The sequence below is a fragment of the Crassaminicella profunda genome, assembly GCF_019884785.1.
Classification (GTDB): domain Bacteria; phylum Bacillota; class Clostridia; order Peptostreptococcales; family Thermotaleaceae; genus Crassaminicella; species Crassaminicella profunda.
Map to the genome: position 1 here is coordinate 1,637,517 of NZ_CP082326.1, position 20,194 is coordinate 1,657,710.

The 20,194-nt window shown below is 31.2% G+C and carries 17 protein-coding genes; all 17 read left to right on the forward strand.

Going from position 1 to position 20,194, the window contains the following annotated elements:
- The first annotated feature begins 23 nt into the window (after positions 1-23).
- Positions 24-1,172 carry a 1-deoxy-D-xylulose-5-phosphate reductoisomerase gene (locus K7H06_RS07655; RefSeq protein ID WP_223039291.1) on the forward strand — a complete coding sequence of 383 codons (1,149 nt, stop codon included), beginning with the start codon at positions 24-26 and terminating at the stop codon, positions 1,170-1,172.
- A 12-nt stretch (positions 1,173-1,184) separates the two neighbouring features.
- Positions 1,185-2,207 (forward strand): RIP metalloprotease RseP, encoded by a 1,023-nt coding sequence (gene rseP, locus K7H06_RS07660; protein ID WP_223039292.1) that lies wholly within the window; start codon positions 1,185-1,187, stop codon positions 2,205-2,207.
- A 14-nt stretch (positions 2,208-2,221) separates the two neighbouring features.
- Entirely contained in the window at positions 2,222-3,277 is a 1,056-nt protein-coding gene (gene ispG, locus K7H06_RS07665; RefSeq protein ID WP_223039293.1) for a flavodoxin-dependent (E)-4-hydroxy-3-methylbut-2-enyl-diphosphate synthase, read from the forward strand.
- A 190-nt stretch (positions 3,278-3,467) separates the two neighbouring features.
- Positions 3,468-7,742, forward strand: a complete 4,275-nt coding sequence (locus K7H06_RS07670; protein ID WP_246637657.1) for a PolC-type DNA polymerase III — start codon at positions 3,468-3,470, stop codon at positions 7,740-7,742.
- Positions 7,743-7,965: 223 nt separating this feature from the next.
- Entirely contained in the window at positions 7,966-8,430 is a 465-nt protein-coding gene (gene rimP / locus K7H06_RS07675) for a ribosome maturation factor RimP (RefSeq protein ID WP_223039294.1), read from the forward strand.
- A gap of 18 nt (positions 8,431-8,448) precedes the next feature.
- Positions 8,449-9,507 (forward strand): transcription termination factor NusA, encoded by a 1,059-nt coding sequence (gene nusA / locus K7H06_RS07680; RefSeq protein WP_223039295.1) that lies wholly within the window; start codon positions 8,449-8,451, stop codon positions 9,505-9,507.
- 13 nt (positions 9,508-9,520) lie between these two features.
- Positions 9,521-9,793, forward strand: coding sequence for an RNase P modulator RnpM (gene rnpM / locus K7H06_RS07685; protein ID WP_223039296.1), 273 nt, complete (start codon positions 9,521-9,523; stop codon positions 9,791-9,793).
- Positions 9,783-10,133, forward strand: a complete 351-nt coding sequence (locus K7H06_RS07690) for a L7Ae/L30e/S12e/Gadd45 family ribosomal protein (protein WP_223039297.1) — start codon at positions 9,783-9,785, stop codon at positions 10,131-10,133. Before rnpM ends, K7H06_RS07690 begins: the two co-directional genes overlap by 11 nt.
- Complete coding sequence (gene infB / locus K7H06_RS07695) at positions 10,121-12,145, forward strand: translation initiation factor IF-2 (protein ID WP_223039298.1); 2,025 nt, start codon at positions 10,121-10,123, stop codon at positions 12,143-12,145. The genes K7H06_RS07690 and infB overlap by 13 nt, the downstream gene beginning before the upstream one ends.
- A gap of 27 nt (positions 12,146-12,172) precedes the next feature.
- Positions 12,173-12,547: a 30S ribosome-binding factor RbfA gene (rbfA, locus tag K7H06_RS07700; RefSeq protein WP_223039299.1), complete on the forward strand. Its 375-nt coding sequence runs from the start codon at positions 12,173-12,175 to the stop codon at positions 12,545-12,547.
- Positions 12,528-13,496, forward strand: a complete 969-nt coding sequence (locus K7H06_RS07705) for a DHH family phosphoesterase (protein ID WP_223039300.1) — start codon at positions 12,528-12,530, stop codon at positions 13,494-13,496. The genes rbfA and K7H06_RS07705 overlap by 20 nt, the downstream gene beginning before the upstream one ends.
- 8 nt (positions 13,497-13,504) lie before the next feature.
- Positions 13,505-14,398, forward strand: coding sequence for a tRNA pseudouridine(55) synthase TruB (gene truB / locus K7H06_RS07710; RefSeq protein WP_223039301.1), 894 nt, complete (start codon positions 13,505-13,507; stop codon positions 14,396-14,398).
- Between the two features lie 12 nt (positions 14,399-14,410).
- Positions 14,411-15,337, forward strand: a complete 927-nt coding sequence (locus K7H06_RS07715) for a bifunctional riboflavin kinase/FAD synthetase (protein ID WP_223039302.1) — start codon at positions 14,411-14,413, stop codon at positions 15,335-15,337.
- Between the two features lie 130 nt (positions 15,338-15,467).
- Positions 15,468-15,731 carry a 30S ribosomal protein S15 gene (rpsO, locus tag K7H06_RS07720; RefSeq protein WP_223039969.1) on the forward strand — a complete coding sequence of 88 codons (264 nt, stop codon included), beginning with the start codon at positions 15,468-15,470 and terminating at the stop codon, positions 15,729-15,731.
- Between the two features lie 134 nt (positions 15,732-15,865).
- Positions 15,866-17,974: a polyribonucleotide nucleotidyltransferase gene (locus K7H06_RS07725; protein ID WP_223039303.1), complete on the forward strand. Its 2,109-nt coding sequence runs from the start codon at positions 15,866-15,868 to the stop codon at positions 17,972-17,974.
- A 100-nt stretch (positions 17,975-18,074) separates the two neighbouring features.
- Entirely contained in the window at positions 18,075-18,785 is a 711-nt protein-coding gene (locus tag K7H06_RS07730) for a polysaccharide deacetylase family protein (RefSeq protein ID WP_223039970.1), read from the forward strand.
- A gap of 142 nt (positions 18,786-18,927) precedes the next feature.
- Entirely contained in the window at positions 18,928-20,187 is a 1,260-nt protein-coding gene (locus K7H06_RS07735; protein WP_223039304.1) for a M16 family metallopeptidase, read from the forward strand.
- Positions 20,188-20,194 lie beyond the last annotated feature (7 nt).

Below are 20,194 nucleotides of genomic sequence, written 5' to 3' on the forward strand. Positions count from 1 at the left end.
AATAATCTTGAAGGGATGGTCATATGAAAAATATTAGCATACTAGGATCAACTGGCTCCATTGGAACACAAACCCTTGATGTTGTTCGTAGCAATAAAGAAAAATTTAGTGTAGTAGGATTAAGTGCAAATAGTAACATTGATTTATTAGAAAAGCAAATAAATGAATTCCATCCAATGGCAGTAGCAGTAATGAATGAACAAAAAGCTTTAGAACTAAAGAAAAGACTTAAAAGTACGAAAACAAAAGTTTTTCATGGCTTGGATGGATTAATTACCATAGCAACCCTTAGTGAGGTTGATTTAGTTGTTACTTCAGTAGTTGGAATGATAGGATTGATTCCTACAATAAAAGCTATAAGGTGCAAAAAAAATATTGCATTAGCTAATAAAGAAACATTAGTAACAGCTGGGGAAATTGTTATGAAGGAAGCAAAAGAAAATGGGGTTTCAATTCTTCCTGTAGATAGTGAGCACAGTGCTATATTTCAAAGCTTAATGGGGTATACTTTAAAAGATATTGGGCGAATTTTATTAACAGCTTCTGGTGGTCCTTTTAGAGGGTGGAGTCCAGATGCATTAAAAGATGTAACAGTTTCACAAGCGTTAAAGCATCCTAAGTGGAATATGGGAAAGAAAATCAGCATCGATTCAGCCACACTTATGAATAAAGGATTAGAGGTAATTGAAGCAAAATGGCTTTTTGATTTAAGTCTTGAACAGATTGATGTGGTTGTTCATCCACAAAGTATTATTCACTCTATGGTAGAATATAAAGATAGTTCTGTGATTGCTCAAATGGGTTATCCAGATATGAGAGTGCCTATTCAATTTGCTCTAACATATCCTCATAGAGTTGCAAATAATTATAAAAAGTTAAATTTATTTGAGGTTGCAACTTTGACCTTTGAAAAACCTGATTTAAATACATTTCCTTGTTTAAAACTTGCTTATGATGCGTTAGAATTGGGTAAAAGTTATCCTACTGTTTTAAATGCTGCGAATGAAGTGCTAGTTGAGCTTTTTATTAAAGAAAAAATTGGCTTTTATGATATACCTAAAGGCATTGAATTAACATTAGAAAAACATAATATTGAAAAGGATCTTGATCTTGATAAGATTGTAGAAATTGACCGTTGGGCAAGAAATTTTGTAAGAAATATTTTCCTTTAAGGCGGTGTAGACATGGGAACGATAATGATAGCTCTTTTAGTTTTCGGTGTTTTAGTAGTTTTCCACGAATTTGGACATTTTAGCGTTGCCAAACTTGTAGGAATAAAAGTACATGAGTTTTCTATTGGTATGGGGAAACCAAGACTTTTTAAATTTAAAGCTGGAGAAACAGAATATTCCATAAGAGCATTGCCAATAGGTGGATATGTGAAAATGGAAGGTGAAGATGAAGCATCTACAGATGAAAGAAGTTTTAATAATAAGCCTGTATGGGCAAGAATACTTGTAATTGTTGCAGGACCATTTATGAATTTTGTTTTGGCGATTCTTTTATTTACAATGATGTTTTATATGATGGGATTTCCTACAAATTCTACGACCATAGGAGAGATTATACCAGATTATCCAGCACAAATGGCAGGAATGAAGGCCGGAGACCAAATTATTGCTATTGATGGAGAGAAAATGAGTAGTTGGGAAGAACTTGTTGAAACTATTCATAGTAAAAAAGATCAAGAACTTTCTATAAAAATATTAAGAGATGAAAAAGAGAAGAATATTTCCATTAAGCCAGTTATCAATAAAGAAACAAATCAAGTAATGATTGGGATTTCTCCTACATTTGAAAAATCTATTAAAAAATCTATTACTACTGGTTTTGAAAGAATGACATTTATTATTAAAAGTATGTTAGCCTTTTTTATGAAACCTTCTGTAAAAGATGTAGTAGGGCCTGTTGGTATTATTCATATAGTAGGCCAGGCTGCTAAAACCAATATATATAGTGTATTGTGGATTGCTGGGATCATTAGTGTGAATTTAGGTATTGTTAATTTATTGCCTATTCCAGCTTTAGATGGTGGGAGATTAGTTTTTTTAATGGTAGAAGGACTAAGAGGAAAGCCACTTGATCCAGAAAAGGAAGGATTTATTCATTTGACAGGATTTGTATTATTAATGAGTTTGATGGTATTTATGATTTTTAAAGATGTTGAGAGATTTAATTTAGTTCAGCAGATCATGGATTTATTTTAAGGTTGGTGTAAACAATGGATATTGAAAGAAAGAAAACAAGAGAAGTTTTTTGTGGGAATGTGAAAATAGGGGGAGATGCTCCTATTTCTATACAGTCTATGACAAATACAGATACGAGAGATGTTAAGAGAACAGTTGATCAAATTAAGAGTCTTGAAAAGGCAGGATGTGAGATCATAAGAGTAGCAGTCCTAGATTTAGAGGCTGCACAAGCTTTAAAAGAAATAAAACAAAATATTAATATTCCTATTGTAGCAGATATTCATTTTGATTATCGATTAGCTTTAGAAGCCATAAAACACGGTGTAGATAAGTTAAGATTAAATCCAGGAAATATTGGGGATGTAGATCGCGTTAAAAAAGTTGTAATGAAGGCAAAAGAACGAAATATTCCTATTCGAATAGGTGTAAATGCAGGATCCATTGATAAAAAAATTATCAATAAATATGGAAAAGTTACCCCAGAAGCTATGGTGGAAAGTGCATTAGAGCATGTAGAAATTCTCCAAAATTTAAATTTTGAGGATATAGTTATTTCTTTAAAGGCTTCTGATATAAAACTTACGATAGAATCTTACCGATTAATGGCAAAAAAGGTAGACTATCCACTGCATATAGGTGTTACAGAAGCAGGTACCATTAAGGGTGGAACCATAAAATCTTGTATAGGAATAGGAGCTATGTTATTAGACGGAATAGGAGATACTTTAAGAGTCTCATTAACAGGAGATCCTGTGGAAGAAGTAAAATTAGCTAGAGAAATCTTAAAAGCTGTTGAATTAAGAAATTTTGGGATAAATTTGATTTCTTGTCCAACTTGTGGAAGAACTCAAATAGATTTAATCAGTTTAGCAAATAGGATAGAACCTAAATTAACTACAATAGATAAACCCTTAACAGTTGCCATCATGGGTTGTGCTGTAAATGGACCAGGAGAGGCGAAAGATGCAGATATTGGTATTGCTGGAGGAAAAGGTTCAGCACTCCTTTTTAAAAAGGGAGAAATCATAAAAAAAGTAAAAGAAGAAGATATAGAAGCTGTATTATTAGAAGAAATTATGAAGATGTAATAATTCTTTTTATATAGAGATTATCAGGAAAGGAATATTTCTATATAAAAATTTTGAGAAAACTTATGGTAGATAGTATGAAAAAATCCTAAACCTTCAAAGCATTACTAATGCTTGTATCTTTGAAGGTAATGAATGGATTTTTTTATAATCTATAGGAGAAATTCTTAACAAGGAAAGGGGGATATAATTGGATTATTCATTAAATAAGATTGTAAAACATATTGCTCCTAGTATAAATATAGAAATTGATGCCGTTGTTGAAAAAATTAAATATTATAAGGAAACGAAAAAGCTAAGCTTTATGTTGATTCCTAATCATATTATTCATAGGGCAATATTAGATGACTTAAAAATGAATGTTAAAAAAAATATTCCTTTTGTAAAAGAGATAAATTTCAATACTTTTTATAAGAACATTGATTTGGAAAAAGATGATGATTTTAAAGCATATTGGAAAAATGTTATTTATGCATTAAATCAATCCATCCCTTCTTCATTAGCATGGTTAAAGCAATCGAAGTGTTCATTAAATAAGGAAACTCTATTTCTTGAAGTGGAAAATTCCATAGGAATTGAAAATTTAAAAGAAAAAAAAGTGGATAGTTTTATCAAAGCGATGATTCAATCGGAGCTAAATAAAAATATAAAAGTAGTTTTTAAAGAGCATATAGATTTAGAGCATGACAATAAAGACCATTATCTAAAAGAAAAAGAGATAGAAACACAAGCCATTGTTGAAAATATGATAACTTATCAAGAGGTAGCACCTAAAAAGCAAAAGCAAACAAAAAATATAGTAACAAATGGAGAATGTATATTAGGTAAAAAATTTAATGATATGATAACACCTATTCCTAGTGTTAATGAGGAATCTGGGATTGTAGCAATTGCATGTGAAATATTTGATGTTGAATGGAGAGAACTAAAAAATGGTAAAAGCTTATGTGTTTTGAGTGTAACAGATTATAGAGGATCTATTGCTGTTAAGTTGTTTGTTAAAAAGGAACAAGTAGAGGGATTGGCGGAAGGTTTAAAAAATGGAAAGTATGTTAAGGTACGGGGAGAGGCTCGTTATGATACTTTTTCAAGAGAAATTGCTATTATGGCAAAAGACATTATGAAGGGAACGCCAAGAGTAAGAATGGATAATGGGCAAAAAAAGAGGGTAGAATTACATGCTCATACTCAAATGAGTGCCATGGATGGCGTATCTTCTACAAAAAGTTTAGTTAAAAGGGCTAAAGAATGGGGTCATGCTGCTATTGCAATAACAGACCATGGGGTGGTACAAGCTTTTCCAGAGGCTATGGATGCAGCTAAAAAACATGGTATTAAAGTGATCTATGGTGTAGAAGGATACTTAGTCAATGATGGAGAACCTATTGTAATCAATAGCAACGAAAAAGAAATTGAACAATGTTATGTAATATTTGACATAGAAACAACAGGATTGTCTAGTAAAAATGATAAAATAACTGAAATAGGAGCAGTAAAAATAAGAAACAATGAGATTATAGATCGATTTAATATCCTTGTAAATCCAGAGATGCCTATACCTCCTAAAATTATAGAATTGACAGGAATAACTGATAATATGGTAAAAGATGAACCAACTATTGAAGAAGTGTTGCCTAAATTTTTGGAGTTTATTAAAGATGTTCCTGTTGTTGCCCATAATGCAAATTTTGATACGTCTTTTATAAAACAAAATTGTAGTCAAATGGGATTGGCATTTAATAATCCTATTATAGATACTCTACGTTTGTCTAAGATTTTGCTTCCTCACTTGAAAAGGTATAAATTAAATGTGATTGCTAAAGAATTAAATGTAAAATTAGAGAATCATCATAGAGCAGTTGATGATGCAGAAGCAACTGCACATATTTTTATTGAATTTTTATCAATGCTCAAGGAAAAAGAGATTAGAAAATTAAGCCAGCTAAATGATCTGTATGCCAAATCTGTAGACGTTAAGAAACTAGATACTTTTCATGTAATCATATTAGTGAAAAATTATACAGGACTTAAAAATTTATATAAGATTATTTCAGAGTCTCATATAGATCATTTCCATAAGAGACCTCGAATTCCTAAATCACTGCTTTCAAAGATGAGAGAGGGTCTCATTGTAGGTACTGCTTGTGAGGCAGGAGAATTATATAGAGCAATTCTAAATAATAAGTCTCAAAGGGAAATTGAAAACATTGTAAAATACTATGATTATTTAGAAATACAGCCAATAGAAAATAATCAATTTCTAATCAAAAAAGGATTAGTAAAGGGGCAAGAAGAATTAAAAGAAATAAACAAGGAAATTGTTACGTTAGGTGAAAGATTTAATAAAATGACTGTTGGAACAGGAGATGTACACTTTTTAGATCCAAAGGATGAAGTGTATAGAAGAATACTAATGGCTGGACAAGGATTTAGTGATGCAGATGATCAAGCTCCTCTATACCTTAAGACAACGGATGAAATGCTTGAAGAATTTAAATATTTAGGAGAAAGTATAGCTCTAGATGTAGTGGTCAATAATCCTAATAGAATTGCTGACATGATTGAAGAAATCATACCTATCCCTGAAGAAACATATCCACCGGTTATTGAGGGAGCAGAGGATGATTTAAGAAATATGTGTTATGAAAAAGCTAAAAGAATTTATGGAGAACCAATACCAGAAATTGTAAAGAAAAGATTAGACAGGGAATTGAATTCTATTATTAGTAATGGTTATGCGGTTATGTATATTATTGCTCAAAAGCTTGTAACAAAATCATTAGCAGATGGGTACTTGGTGGGTTCAAGAGGTTCAGTAGGATCTTCCTTTGTTGCTACAATGAGTGATATTACAGAGGTTAATCCTCTTCCTCCCCATTATATTTGCAAAAAATGCAAGACTTCAGAGTTTATTTTAGATGGTTCAATTGGTAGTGGTGCGGATTTGCCTGATAAAAAATGTCCAAAATGTAATGAGGATTATGAGAAAAATGGACATGATATACCTTTTGAAGTTTTTCTAGGATTTGAAGGAGATAAAGAACCGGATATAGACCTTAACTTTGCAGGAGAATATCAACCAAATGCCCATAAATATACAGAAGTATTATTTGGAGAAGGATATGTATTTCGTGCAGGAACTATTGGCACAATAGCAGAAAAAACTGCTTATGGGTTTGTAAAAAAGTATTTTGAAGAAAAGGAAGTTTTAGTGAATAATCGAGAAATAGATAGACTTTCTCGTGGATGTACAGGAGTAAAAAGAACTACTGGACAGCATCCTGGAGGGGTTATGGTAGTACCAAATTATAAGGAAATTTTTGATTTTTCACCTATTCAGTATCCGGCAAATGATGGTTCATCAGGAGTTATTACGACTCATTTTGATTATCATTCTATCAGTGGTAGGATATTAAAGCTTGATATTTTAGGACATGATGTTCCTACAATTATTAGAATGCTACAGGATATTACAGGAGTAGACCCTGAACAAATTCCATTAGATGATCAGGAAACCGTGAAGATTTTTACAAGTTTAGAACCTTTAAAAATTAAGGATGATGACTTTAAATTTGAAGTAGGTAGTTTAGGTATACCTGAATTTGGAACTAAGTTTGTACGACAAATGTTAGTAGATACAAAACCTACTACTTTTGCTGAATTGGTCCGTATAAGTGGATTGTCTCATGGTACAGATGTTTGGTTAAATAATGCTCAGGATTTAGTTAGGCAAAATATTGCTCCTTTAAAAGAGGTGATTTCTACTCGAGATGATATTATGAATTATTTAATTCATAAAGGATTACCTCCTAAATCTTCCTTTAAAATAATGGAAAAAGTAAGAAAAGGAAAGGGATTAACTCCTGAAGATGAAGCAATGATGCATGAAAATGATGTTCCACAGTGGTATGTTGATTCATGCAATAAGATTAAATATATGTTTCCTAAGGCTCATGCTGTTGCATATGTTATGATGTCTTTTAGAATTGCTTACTTCAAAGTGTATTATCCTTTAGCTTTTTATGCAACTTACTTTACGATAAAAGCTTCAGATTTTGATGCAGATTTAGTGGTTAAAGGAAAAGAAACAGTCAAGCAAAAAATGAAAGACTTAGAAGAGTTGGGAAACAATGTAACACAAAAAGAGAAAGATTTGTTAACAGTATTAGAAGTAGTTTATGAAATGTATTGCAGAGGTTTTGGATTTTTACCAGTAGATATTTATAAGTCTGATTCAGATAAATTTATTTTATCAGGGAATAACTTGTTACCGCCCCTTAGAGCATTACAAGGTGTAGGAGAAAATGCAGCTAGGAGTATTTGCCAAAGTAGAAAAGATAGAGAATTTATATCTCTCGAGGATATAAGAGAGCGATCAAGAGTTACCAAAACGGTTATTGAAACTCTAAAACAGCATGGTTGTTTAAATGGATTGCCTGATACCAACCAGTTGTCACTATTTTAGAGTTGCATATTTTCAACGGTTATGCTATAATCTTACCGATAGACATATAAGATTTTGTGAAAAGAGTGGGATATACCCCACTCTTTGCTGTTATTTCTTACTTTTACGGAATATGAAATTCTGAGTTTTTGAATATAGTAAAAGAATAATGAATGTATATTTTCGAAAGAATATGTATATAGAATGTTACATAGCGTATGTTAAATAAAAAGGAGGGAGAAGGATGGGAAAGAAACGTGTAACGGACATAGTAGAAGCATTAGTATTACCATTTATTGATGGTACAGAATTAGAGTTAGTGGATGTAGAGTTTGTAAAGGAAGGGCAAAATTGGTTTTTACGAGTATATATTGATAAACCAGATGGAATAACAATAGATGATTGCCAGCATGTGAGTGAGAATTTAAGCGAAAAATTAGATGAAGTGGATCCTATTGAACAAAATTATTATCTAGAGGTGTCATCTCCTGGACTTGATAGACCTCTAAAGAAAGATAAGGACTTTGAAAGGTATAAAGGTCAAAAGATAGAGGTGCATTTATATCAATCATTAGACGGAAAAAAACAGCTCCAAGGGGAGCTAGTAGGTCTTCAGGATGAGTCTGTTGTTTTAAAAATGGATCAAGATAAAGAAATAAAAATACCGAGAGAAAAAGTTTCAAAAGCGAAACTTTCTGTCATTATTTAAAAGGGAGGTGTACAATAAATGAATGGGGAATTTATTGAAGCTTTAGATCAGATTCAAAAGGAAAAAGGGATTGCGAAGGATATTTTGATTGATGCTATTGAAGCGGCATTGATCTCTGCGTACAAAAGAAATTATGGGACTTCACAAAATGTGAAAGTGTATATTAATAGAGAAAATGGAGAAGTTCGAGTATTTTCAGTAAAAAATATTGTTGAAACAGTTGAAACTGAATTATTAGACATTAGTGTTGAGGATGCAAAAGAAATTGATAGTAATTATGAAGTTGGAGATGTAGTAGAAAAGGAAGTTACACCTAAAAATTTTGGTAGAATTGCTGCGCAAACAGCAAAACAAGTAGTTGTACAGAGGATTCGAGAAGCTGAAAGAGGAATCATTTATGATGAATTTGTAAATAGGGAAAGTGAGATTGTTACTGGTATTGTTCAAAGAATTAGTAAGGGAAATGTATTTATTAATCTTGGAAGAACAGAAGCAGTACTTACCCCTTCAGAACAAATACCTGGAGAAGTTTACAAACATAATGATAGAATAAAAACATATATTATTGAGGTAAAAAAGACAACAAAGGGGCCTCAAATTCTTGTTTCAAGAACACATCCAGGTTTGGTAAAGCGATTATTTGAATTGGAAGTTCCTGAAATTCATGATGGGATTGTAGAACTAAAAAGCATTTCAAGAGAAGCTGGTTCAAGAAGTAAAATTGCAGTATACTCACATGATGAGAATGTTGATCCTGTAGGAGCATGTGTGGGACACAAGGGAGCAAGAGTACAGGCTATTGTAGATGAACTAAAAGGTGAAAAAATAGATATCATAAAATGGAATGACGATCCAGAAGAATTAATTGCAAGTGCATTAAGTCCATCAAAGGTATTGAAAGTTATTGTAAAAGAAAGTGAAAAAACTGCCCTAGTTGTTGTTCCTGACTATCAATTATCATTAGCAATTGGTAAGGAAGGACAAAATGCGAGATTAGCAGCAAAACTAACAAATTGGAAAATAGATATTAAGAGTGAGTCCCAATATGAAGAGGCTATGAAAGAAATAGAAGAATAGGAGGTATTCTGGAATGAAAGTTAGAAAAATACCCCTAAGACAGTGCATTGGATGTATGGAACAAAAACCTAAAAAAGAATTGATTCGTATTGTTAAGTCTAAAGATGGAGACATTAAACTTGACATAACGGGAAAAGGTAACGGCAGAGGCGCTTACATATGTAACAATATTGAATGTTTTAAAAAAATGGAAAAAAGAAAAGCATTGAATAGAGCTTTTCAACAGGAAATAGATAAAGAAATATATAATCAACTACATGAGGAACTTATAAAAAGTGGAAAATAAAGTTCTTTCATTTTTAGGATTAGCACAGCGCTCTGGAAATTTAGTAACGGGTGAAGATACCTGTGCAGCGTATGTAAAAAAGAATGCCGTTAAATTAGTGCTTATTGCAAATGATGCATCAGATAATACAAAGAAAAAGTTTCAAGATATGGCGGATTTTAGAAATATTAAGTGTGTAATCTATGGAGATAGACAAAAATTATCACAGGCTGTGGGCAAACCAAATAGAGCGGTTTATGGAATAAAAGATACAGGGCTTGCAAAAAAAATTTCTTCTCTTATTGAAGAAGTGAAGGATGGTTCAAATAATTTAGGGGGTGAGCGAACATGTCAAAAGTAAGAGTATATCAATTAGCTAAAGAATTAGAAGTCTCTAGCAAAGAAATGATTAATAAATTAGCTGAACTTGATATTATTGTAACAAATCATATGAGTGCGTTAGATGAAGAGACAGTAGAAATAATAAAAGAACTTTACAAGGAAACAACTAAAGAAGTAGAAGAAACGACTGAGGAAAAAATTGAAACGAACAAAATTTCAAATAAAAAAAGCTCTAAGAAAGCAAAGGAAGTTTCAGAAATAGAGGAAAAAGAACATGATGAAGAAGCTATAATTATTCCTGAAACAATTATGGTACAGGAGTTTGCTAATAAAATTGGAAAAAGTGTATCAGAAATCATTACAAAATTAATTGGATTAGGTATTTTTGCTTCAGCAAATCAAAATATTGATTTTGAGATAGCTCATTCAATTGCTTTAGATTTTGGAATGAATGTTCAAAAAGAAGAAGCTAAAGAAGATGATGAGTTTGGTTTAGAGGAAACACCAGATCGTCCAGGAGATTTAAAAGAGAGATCACCTGTAATTACTGTAATGGGGCACGTTGACCATGGGAAAACTTCACTTCTTGATGCAATTAGAAATACACATGTTACTTCAAGAGAAGCTGGTGGAATCACACAGCATATAGGTGCTTCAGAAGTAAGAGTAAATGGCAAGAAAATTGTATTCCTAGATACACCAGGGCATGCTGCATTTACATCTATGAGAGCAAGAGGAGCTAGTATAACAGACATAGCTATTTTGGTTGTTGCAGCAGATGATGGTGTGATGCCTCAAACATTAGAAGCAATCAGCCATGCTAAGGCTGCTGATGTTCCAATTATTGTAGCTTTAAATAAAATTGATAGACCTAATGCTAACCCAGATCGAGTAAAACAAGAATTATCAGAAAACGGTGTTTTAATTGAAGAATGGGGTGGAGATACTATATGTGTTCCTGTCTCTGCATTAAAAGGGGAAGGTATTGATAATTTATTAGAAATGATTCTACTTGTAGCAGAAATGCAGGAGTTAAAAGCAAATCCTAATAAGTTAGGAATGGGTACTGTAATTGAAGCAAAACTAGATAAAAGTAGAGGTCCTGTAGCCACTATGCTTGTACAAAATGGAACATTAAAGGTTGGAGATTCTATTGTAGCAGGTGCAGCTTATGGTAGAATTCGTGCTATGATTAATGATAAGGGAAAAAATATTAAAAAAGCAGGTCCAGCAACAGCTATTGAAATTTTAGGTTTATCTGATGTACCTAAAGCAGGAGATAGTTTTAATGCGGTGAAAGTAGATAAAGTAGCTCGACAAATTGTTGAAAAAAGACGTGCAAAAATTAGAGAAGAAAATTTAAATGCAACAGCAAAAGTATCCTTAGAAGATTTATTTAAGCATATACAAGAAGGGGAAGTAAAAGAGTTAAATATTATCGTAAAAGCAGATGTTCAAGGTTCTGTTGAAGCTGTAAAGCAGTCATTTATGAAATTGAGTAATGATGAAGTGAAGGTAAAAATGATTCATGGTGGTGTAGGAACTATTACTGAATCAGATATTATGCTTGCTTCTGCTTCTAATGCGATTATTATAGGATTTAATGTAAGACCTTCATCTACAGTAACTAGTTTAGCAAAAAGAGAGAGTGTGGATTTAAGAACATATAGAATTATATATGAAGCAATTGCTGATGTAGAAGCTGCTATGAAAGGTATGCTTGATCCAGAATATAAGGAAGTAGTACTCGGAAAAGTTGAAATAAGAGCAACTTTCAAGGTACCAGGAGTAGGAACTATTGGTGGAGCGTATGTACAAGAAGGAAAAGTAACAAGAAATGCACAAGTAAGATTAGTACGTGATGGAATTGTAATATTTGAAGGGGCTATATCATCTTTAAAAAGATTTAAGGATGATGTAAAAGAAGTAGCTACAGGCTATGAATGTGGAATAGGTCTTGAAAATTATAATGATATCAAAGAAGGCGATATTGTTGAGCCATATATTATTGAGGAAATAAAAAGAGCATAATAACTACCAAAGGAAGGTGGTTTTTACATGGGATATCAAAGAACAAATAGAATTAGTGAAGAAATAAAAAAGCTAGTGAGTACAATGATCAGGAATGAATTAAAAGATCCACGTATATCAACTTTAACAAGTATTGTAGAGGTAGACGTGACAAGAGATTTAAGATATGCAAATATTTTTATTAGTGTATACGGATCCCAAGAAGAAAAAGAAAATACCATAAAAGCATTGAAAAGTGCTTCTGGGTTTATACGTAAAGAAATTGGGAAAAAATTAAAATTAAGATATACGCCTGAGCCTATATTCAATATAGATACTTCTATAGAAAAAGGAATATATATGTCAAATTTAATTAATAAAGTAAGCAAGAAGGATATTTCAGATGAAAAAGAAGACAACTGATATGAAGGAAGCTTTAGATACTATTTATAAGGCAGATAATATTCTTATTCTTCCTCATATTCTTCCTGATGGAGATACGGTTGGTTCATCTATAGCATTATATCTAGCATTAAAAAAAATAGGTAAGCGTCCTTTTATTTTATTAGATGAGGAACTACCTTATAATATTCAATTTTTGCCATGTGAATATATTCTTAATAGGATAGATGAGCCTTTAAGATTCGATTTGACTATATCTATTGATTGTAGTGATATGGATAGATTAGGTGCTAGAAATGAATATATTCATAAGGCGAAAAATAGTTTAAATATAGATCATCATATAACGAATACTTATTTTGCAGATATAAATGTTGTTGATCCTAAAGCTGCTGCAACAGGCGAAATCGTATATTTCTTTATTAAAAATTTAGGAGTGCCTATCACAAAGGATATTGCAACTTGCCTATATACTGCATTATCCACAGACACCGGGAGTTTTAAATATGATAATACATCAGCACAAACCCATAGGATTGTAGCTGAATTATTTGAAAAAAATGTTGATTTAAATTTTGTGACTACACAAGTTTATCAAAATAAACCTCTGCATAAAGTAAAGTTGTTATCAGAAGTTTTAAATACTCTTGAACTTTATTTTGATAAAAAGTTAGCTATTTTATGTATTACGAAAGAAACGATAGAAAAAGTGGGAGTAAAAACGGAAGATACGGATGGAATTATTGAATTTGCACGAGATATTAATGGCGTTGAAGTAGGGGTATTGTTAAAAGAAATGGGAAAAGATAAAATAAAAGTAGGTTTCAGAGCAAAATATGATGTGGATGTAAGTAAAATAGCAGCCCTCTTTCACGGAGGAGGACACAAAAAAGCTTCTGGATGTACGATTCATGATAGTATTGAAAATGCAAAACAGTTGATTATTAAAACGATGGAAAATTATTTGTAGGTGATAATTTGAAGGGAATCATCAATATTTTAAAACCGCCGAATATGACTTCACATGATGTTGTCTATTCTATAAGAAGGATTCTAAAAACAAAAAAAGTAGGGCATACAGGAACCCTCGATCCAATGGCAGCAGGTGTACTGCCTATTTGTATTGGAAGTGCAACAAAAATAAGTGGATATCTTTTAAACGATCAGAAAAAGTATAGATGTGAAATGATTTTAGGGCATAATACAGATACACAGGATCGTTGGGGAAAAATTATTAATACTCGTCCTGTAAATGTAGATGAAAAAGATATTATAAATGTATTTCATTCATTTAAGGGAGAGGTATATCAAATACCTCCTATGTATTCTGCACTAAAACATAAGGGAAAAAAATTATATGAGTTAGCTCGTGAAGGAAAAGAAATTCATAGAGAACCTAGGAAAATAATGATTTATGAACTTGACATTATTAAAATTGATGGGAATGTTATTCTCTTTGATGTACTTTGTTCGAAGGGGACTTATGTAAGAACTTTATGTGATGATATTGGAAATACCTTAAATTGTGGTGCATATATGTCGTTTCTACTAAGAACAGAAAGTGGTAAATTCAAATTAAATGATACAGTCACGTTAGAAAAATTAGAAAATTTATCTGTTGAAGAAATAAATTCTAATTATATGTTTCCTATGGATTATCCACTTAGAGATATGCCTAGAGTAAATATAAAGAAGCAATCAGAAAAGTACTTACGAAATGGTAATAATATTTATATGAAGAATATTGCGTCTTACGATTCTTTAAAGGATGAAATGATGGTAAGATTATATGTAGAAAATCAATTCATTGCACTAGGAATGGTAAAAAAGGATGAAGAATTGTATATTGATATTCATAGAGTATTTGTCTAAAGGGGAAAGATTATGGAAATTATAACTTCACTCAATCATATTGAAATAGATGGGAATACAGGTGTTGCATTAGGGAACTTTGATGGGGTTCATATAGGACATCAAACATTAATTATAAAGCTAGTAGAAGCTTGTAAAAAAAAAGGTTTGAAAAGTGTTGTTTATACTTTCAAAAATCATCCTAGAACCCTAACGTCTCGAAATGGAGCACCAAAGAAAATTATATCTTTTGAAAAAAAAATTAGGTTATTAGGTCGTCTTGGTGTTGATTATATGGTTTGTGTTGATTTTGATGATTACCAAAGAAGCCTAAGTCCTGAAAAATTTGTGAAAGAAATCTTAAAGGATCAGCTAAAAATGTCTTATGGTGTTGTTGGATTTAATTATCATTTTGGGTATAAGGCTCAAGGGAATACAGAACTTCTTTATGAGTTAAAAGAAAAATATGATTATGAATTGATGATTGTAAAAGCTATAAAAATACAAGATGAAGTTGTTAGCAGTACAAAAATTCGAGAAATTATAAAGGAAGGAAATATTCCTAAAGTCAATTTATTTTTAGGAAGAAACTATTCTATTTCAGGGAAAGTAGTCCATGGAAATGGAATTGGAAAAGAATTATTAGGCTTTCCAACTGCTAATATTGATATAAGCAAGAATCATATTTTACCTAGTTCAGGAGTGTATTTTACCAAATGTATAGTTGATAATAAGATATATAATAGTATTACAAATATAGGATATAAGCCAACTATAGGAAGTGAAACTATAAGTGTAGAGCCACATATTTTAAATTTCACTGGTAATTTATACAATCAAGAGATCAAAATTATATTCTATCAAAAATCTAGAGATGAAGTGAAGTTTAATAATACTCAAGAATTAATCCAGCAAATTCATAAAGATGTAGAAAAAGCAAAAAAGTTTTTTAATATATAAGTTTTTATTTACAATAAAGGTCTTATATGATAGAATCTAATGTGTTGAAGAACCAAAGCTACGTACTACGATTCACCAACGTATTACTTGGCTTTTGGGGATAATATAAGAGGAGGTGAAAAGTATGTCAATGAATAAAGAAAAGAAACAAACTATCATTGATGCACATAAAGTACATGAAGGTGATACAGGTTCTCCTGAAGTTCAAGTTGCTATATTAACAACTAGAATTAATGAGTTAAATGAGCATTTAAAAGTTCATAAAAAGGATCATCATTCACGTCGTGGACTTTTAAAAATGGTAGGTAAAAGAAGAAACTTATTAAATTATTTAAAAGACAAAGACATTGAAAGATACAGAAGTATCATTCAAAAACTAGGTCTAAGAAAGTAATATTTACTAAACTGAGCGGGAATATCCCGCTCTATTATTTTATTTGAATGATATAGAGGATTTTTCGTAAACGTGTAGGAAATAATATAAAGGACGTCGAATAAATTTAATAAGTTATAAGGAGGAGGTAAACAATGGAGAGAACATTTAAGACTACCATAGGTGGTCGTGCTTTTGAAGTTCAAGTAGGAAAAGTAGCACAGCTAGCAAATGGATCTGCTCTTATTAGATATGGTGAAACAGTTATTTTAGTTACTGCTGTTGCATCAGCTGAGCCTAAAACTGGTATTGATTTTTTCCCCTTGAGCGTTGACTATCAAGAAAGACTTTATGCTGTTGGTAAAATACCTGGAGGTTTTATAAAAAGAGAAGGTAAACCTACAGAAAAGGCAGTTCTTACATCAAGACTCATTGATAGACCTATAAGACCTCTATTTCCTAAAGGATTTAGAAATGATGTACAAGTTATTGCTACAGTTCTTTCTGTAGATCAAGATTGTACACCAGATGTTGTTGCTATGATAGGGTCATCTGTTGCATTGTCTATTTCAGACATACCATTTGATGGACCAACAGGCTCAGTGATTGTTGGTTTAATTGATGGAGAATTTGTTGTAAATCCTACCTTAGAAGAAAGCGAAAAGAGCCAAATGCATTTAGTTGTTTCTGGTACAAAAGATGCAATTATGATGGTAGAAGCAGGTTCAAATGAAATTTCTGAAGAGGTTATGTTGGAAGGTATTTTGTTTGCCCATGAAGAAATAAAAAAAATAGTAGCATTTATAGAAGAAATTGTTGAAGAAGTTGGCAAAACAAAACAAGAAGTTACTTTATTTAAGGTTGATGAAGAAATTGAAAAAGAAGTAAGAGAATTTGCTACTGAAAAGATGGTTGAAGCTATTAAAACAGTAGATAAGTTGGAACGAAATGAAAATATGGATCAAGTAAAGCTTGAAACAATAGAACATTTTGAAGAAAAATATCCTGAAAACCTGAAAGATGTAAGTGAAACTTTATATCAGATTACAAAAGAACAGGTTAGAAGAATGATTACAGAAGAAGGAATAAGACCAGATAATCGTGTAGCTGAAGAAATCAGACCTATTTCCAGCGAAGTATCTGTACTTCCTAGAACCCATGGAACTGGATTATTTACTAGAGGACAAACACAAGTACTTACTGTAGCAACATTAGGAGCTATAGGAGATGCACAAGTAATAGATGGACTTGGCGTAGAAGAGTCAAAACGTTATATGCATCATTACAATTTTCCACCTTATAGTGTAGGAGAAGCAAGATTTCTAAGAGGTCCAGGAAGAAGAGAAATTGGACATGGTGCTTTAGCTGAAAGAGCACTAGAACCTGTAATTCCATCAGAAAAAGAATTCCCCTATACCATTCGATTAGTATCAGAAGTATTAAGTTCAAATGGTAGTACTTCTCAAGCATCTGTATGTGGAAGCACATTAGCACTACTTGATGCAGGTGTACCAATAAAAGATCCAGTAGCGGGTATTGCAATGGGCTTAATAAAAGAACAAAACAAAGTAACTATTCTTAGTGATATTCAGGGAATGGAAGATTTCTTAGGAGATATGGATTTTAAAGTGGCAGGAACAGCAGATGGTATTACAGCAATTCAGATGGATATAAAAATACATGGAATTGATAAAGAAGTATTAGAAAGAGCATTAGAGCAAGCTAGAAAAGGACGATTACATATTTTAGGGAAAATGAATGAAGCTATATCCAGTCCACGAGAAGAACTTTCACCATATGCTCCAAGGATTATTAATATTACTATTGATCCTGAAAAAATTAGAACGGTTATCGGACCTGGTGGAAAGACAATCAGTAAGATTATTGATGAAACAAATGTAAAAATAGATATAGAAGATGATGGAAGAGTCTTTATTACAGCAGCTAATATGGAAGATGGTAATAAAGCAGTAAAGATCATAGAAGGAATTGTAAAAGAAGCAAAGGTCGGAGAAATATATACGGGAAAAGTAGTTAAAATTTTAAATTTTGGAGCTTTCCTTGAAATATTACCAGGAAAAGAAGGATTATTACATATTTCTCAAATTGCTAAAGAAAAGATTCCAAAAGTAGAAGATGTACTTAAAGTTGGGGATGAAGTTTTAGTAAAAGTTATTGAAATTGATAAACAAGGAAGAATTAATTTATCTAGAAAAGTACTTTTAGAAAATGAACAATCAAAAAAAGAAGAACAGAAAGCATAAACCAGTAAGGTTTATGTTTTTTTTATTTTAAGATAGATTTATTGAATAAAATTTTAAACTTTGAATATGAATCTTATGAAAGGAGGTTAGAAGAGTGAAAATGTATATTATTTCTAAAAAGAGGTTTATAACAATTTTATTAACTTTATTGATTTTAATCATATTTTCAGCTTTTTATGTTGAAAATAGTATAAGTACATTCTATATAGGAAAAATAGAAGATCCTATTAGAAATGGAGATGACCATACGAATAAAATGGCTTTTACCTGTAATGTAGATTGGGGAAATGAAGAAATTCCTAAAATGCTAGATATTTTTGAAGAAAAGGAAATAAAAATAACTTTTTTTGTTACAGGGAGATGGGCATCAAATAATCCAGAATTATTAAAGCTTATTTATAGCAAGGGGCATGAGATAGGAAATCATGCTTATAGTCATAAAATGCATAGTAAAATAGGAGAAAAGCAAAATTATGAAGAAATAAAAAAAACGGAAGAGATCATTATAAAAGAAATAGGGTTTAAACCAAACTATTTTGCCCCACCTGCAGGGGATTATAGTGATATAACTTTGAAGGTAGCAAAAGACCTTGGGTATCAAACAATATTATGGAGTGTAGATACCATTGATTGGAGAAAAGGATCTACAGAAGAACTTATTATTCAGAGAGTGATGAAAAAACCTCATAAAGGAGCAATTCTTTTAATGCATCCAAGACCTGCTACCGTTAAAGCCCTTCCTTATCTCATTGATAAAATAAAAGAAGAAGAAATAAAAATAGGAACAGTTTCAGATTTACTAAGTGAGTAATAAACTATTTTTCTTGATTATTAGACAATACTAAATTATAATATCTATATGCTATTAACTTTGTAAGTTAACAAAGTATTTTATAAAATGATTAAAGTTTTATAGAATACAGAATGATTAGCTTTAGAACTAGGAGGAAAAGATGTATCAAAAAATTCGATTAAGTAATGGTGTAAGAGTTGTGTTAGAAAAAATCCCACATGTAAAATCTGTTTCATTAGGGTTTTGGATAAAAACTGGTTCTATTAATGAAAATCAAACGAACAATGGTATTACTCATTTTATAGAGCATATGCTTTTTAAAGGAACTAAAAATAGAACAGCAAAACAAATTGCTGAATCAATAGATGATATTGGAGGACAATTAAATGCATTTACAAGCAAGGAATGTACTTGCTATTATGCTAAAGTATTAGATTCTCATATTGATATTGGGATTGATGTATTAACAGATATGATCTTTAACTCTACCTTTAACACTACAGAAATTGAAAAGGAAAAAAGTGTAGTATTAGAAGAAATTAATATGTATGAAGATTCGCCAGAAGATAATGCACATGATTTATTATCAAGGACTATATTTAATGGACATTCCTTAGGATTACCAGTGCTTGGTAATCACCAGACTGTAAGTAGTTTTACTAGAGAAATGCTAATGGACTATATTAAGAATAATTATACTGTTGAAAATATAGTCGTATCTATTGCTGGAAACTTTAATGAAGAAGAAATTATTGAGATGCTTGAGGAAAAATTCAAGCATTTTACGAACAAAAATAATAAACAAAAGTTATTAGATGTGCCTAAATTTGTTACGGATACAGGGCTTAAACATAAAGATATTGAACAGCTTCACTTATGTATAGCATTTCAAGGTGTTCCATTAAGGAGTGATGATTATTATTCCTTACTTTTGATGAATACTGTTTTTGGAGGTAGCATGAGTTCAAGGTTATTTCAAAACATTAGAGAAGACAAGGGATTAGCCTATTCAATATTTTCTTATCCGTCGTCTTATCAACAAATAGGTTTATTTACAATTTATGCAGGAATTAATCCTTCCCAATTAGAGAAAGTTATAATGTTGATTAAAGAAGAAATTGGAAAAATAAAAAAAGATGGACTTACACAAGCTGAATTATTAAAATGTAAAGAACAACTAAAGGGAAACTATATTTTAGGATTAGAGAGTACAAGTAGTAGAATGTTATCTATTGGAAAATCAGAATTGTTTTTAGAAAAAATATATTCACAAAAGGAAGTTTTACAAAAAATTGACAATATCAAAATGGAAGATATAAAAAATGTGATTGATAAAATATTTGTATTAGATAATGCGTCTGTTGTTACTGTGGGAAAAGTTGATGAAAAAATGGATTTATCTAGACTTTTAAAATCTTAAGATATTA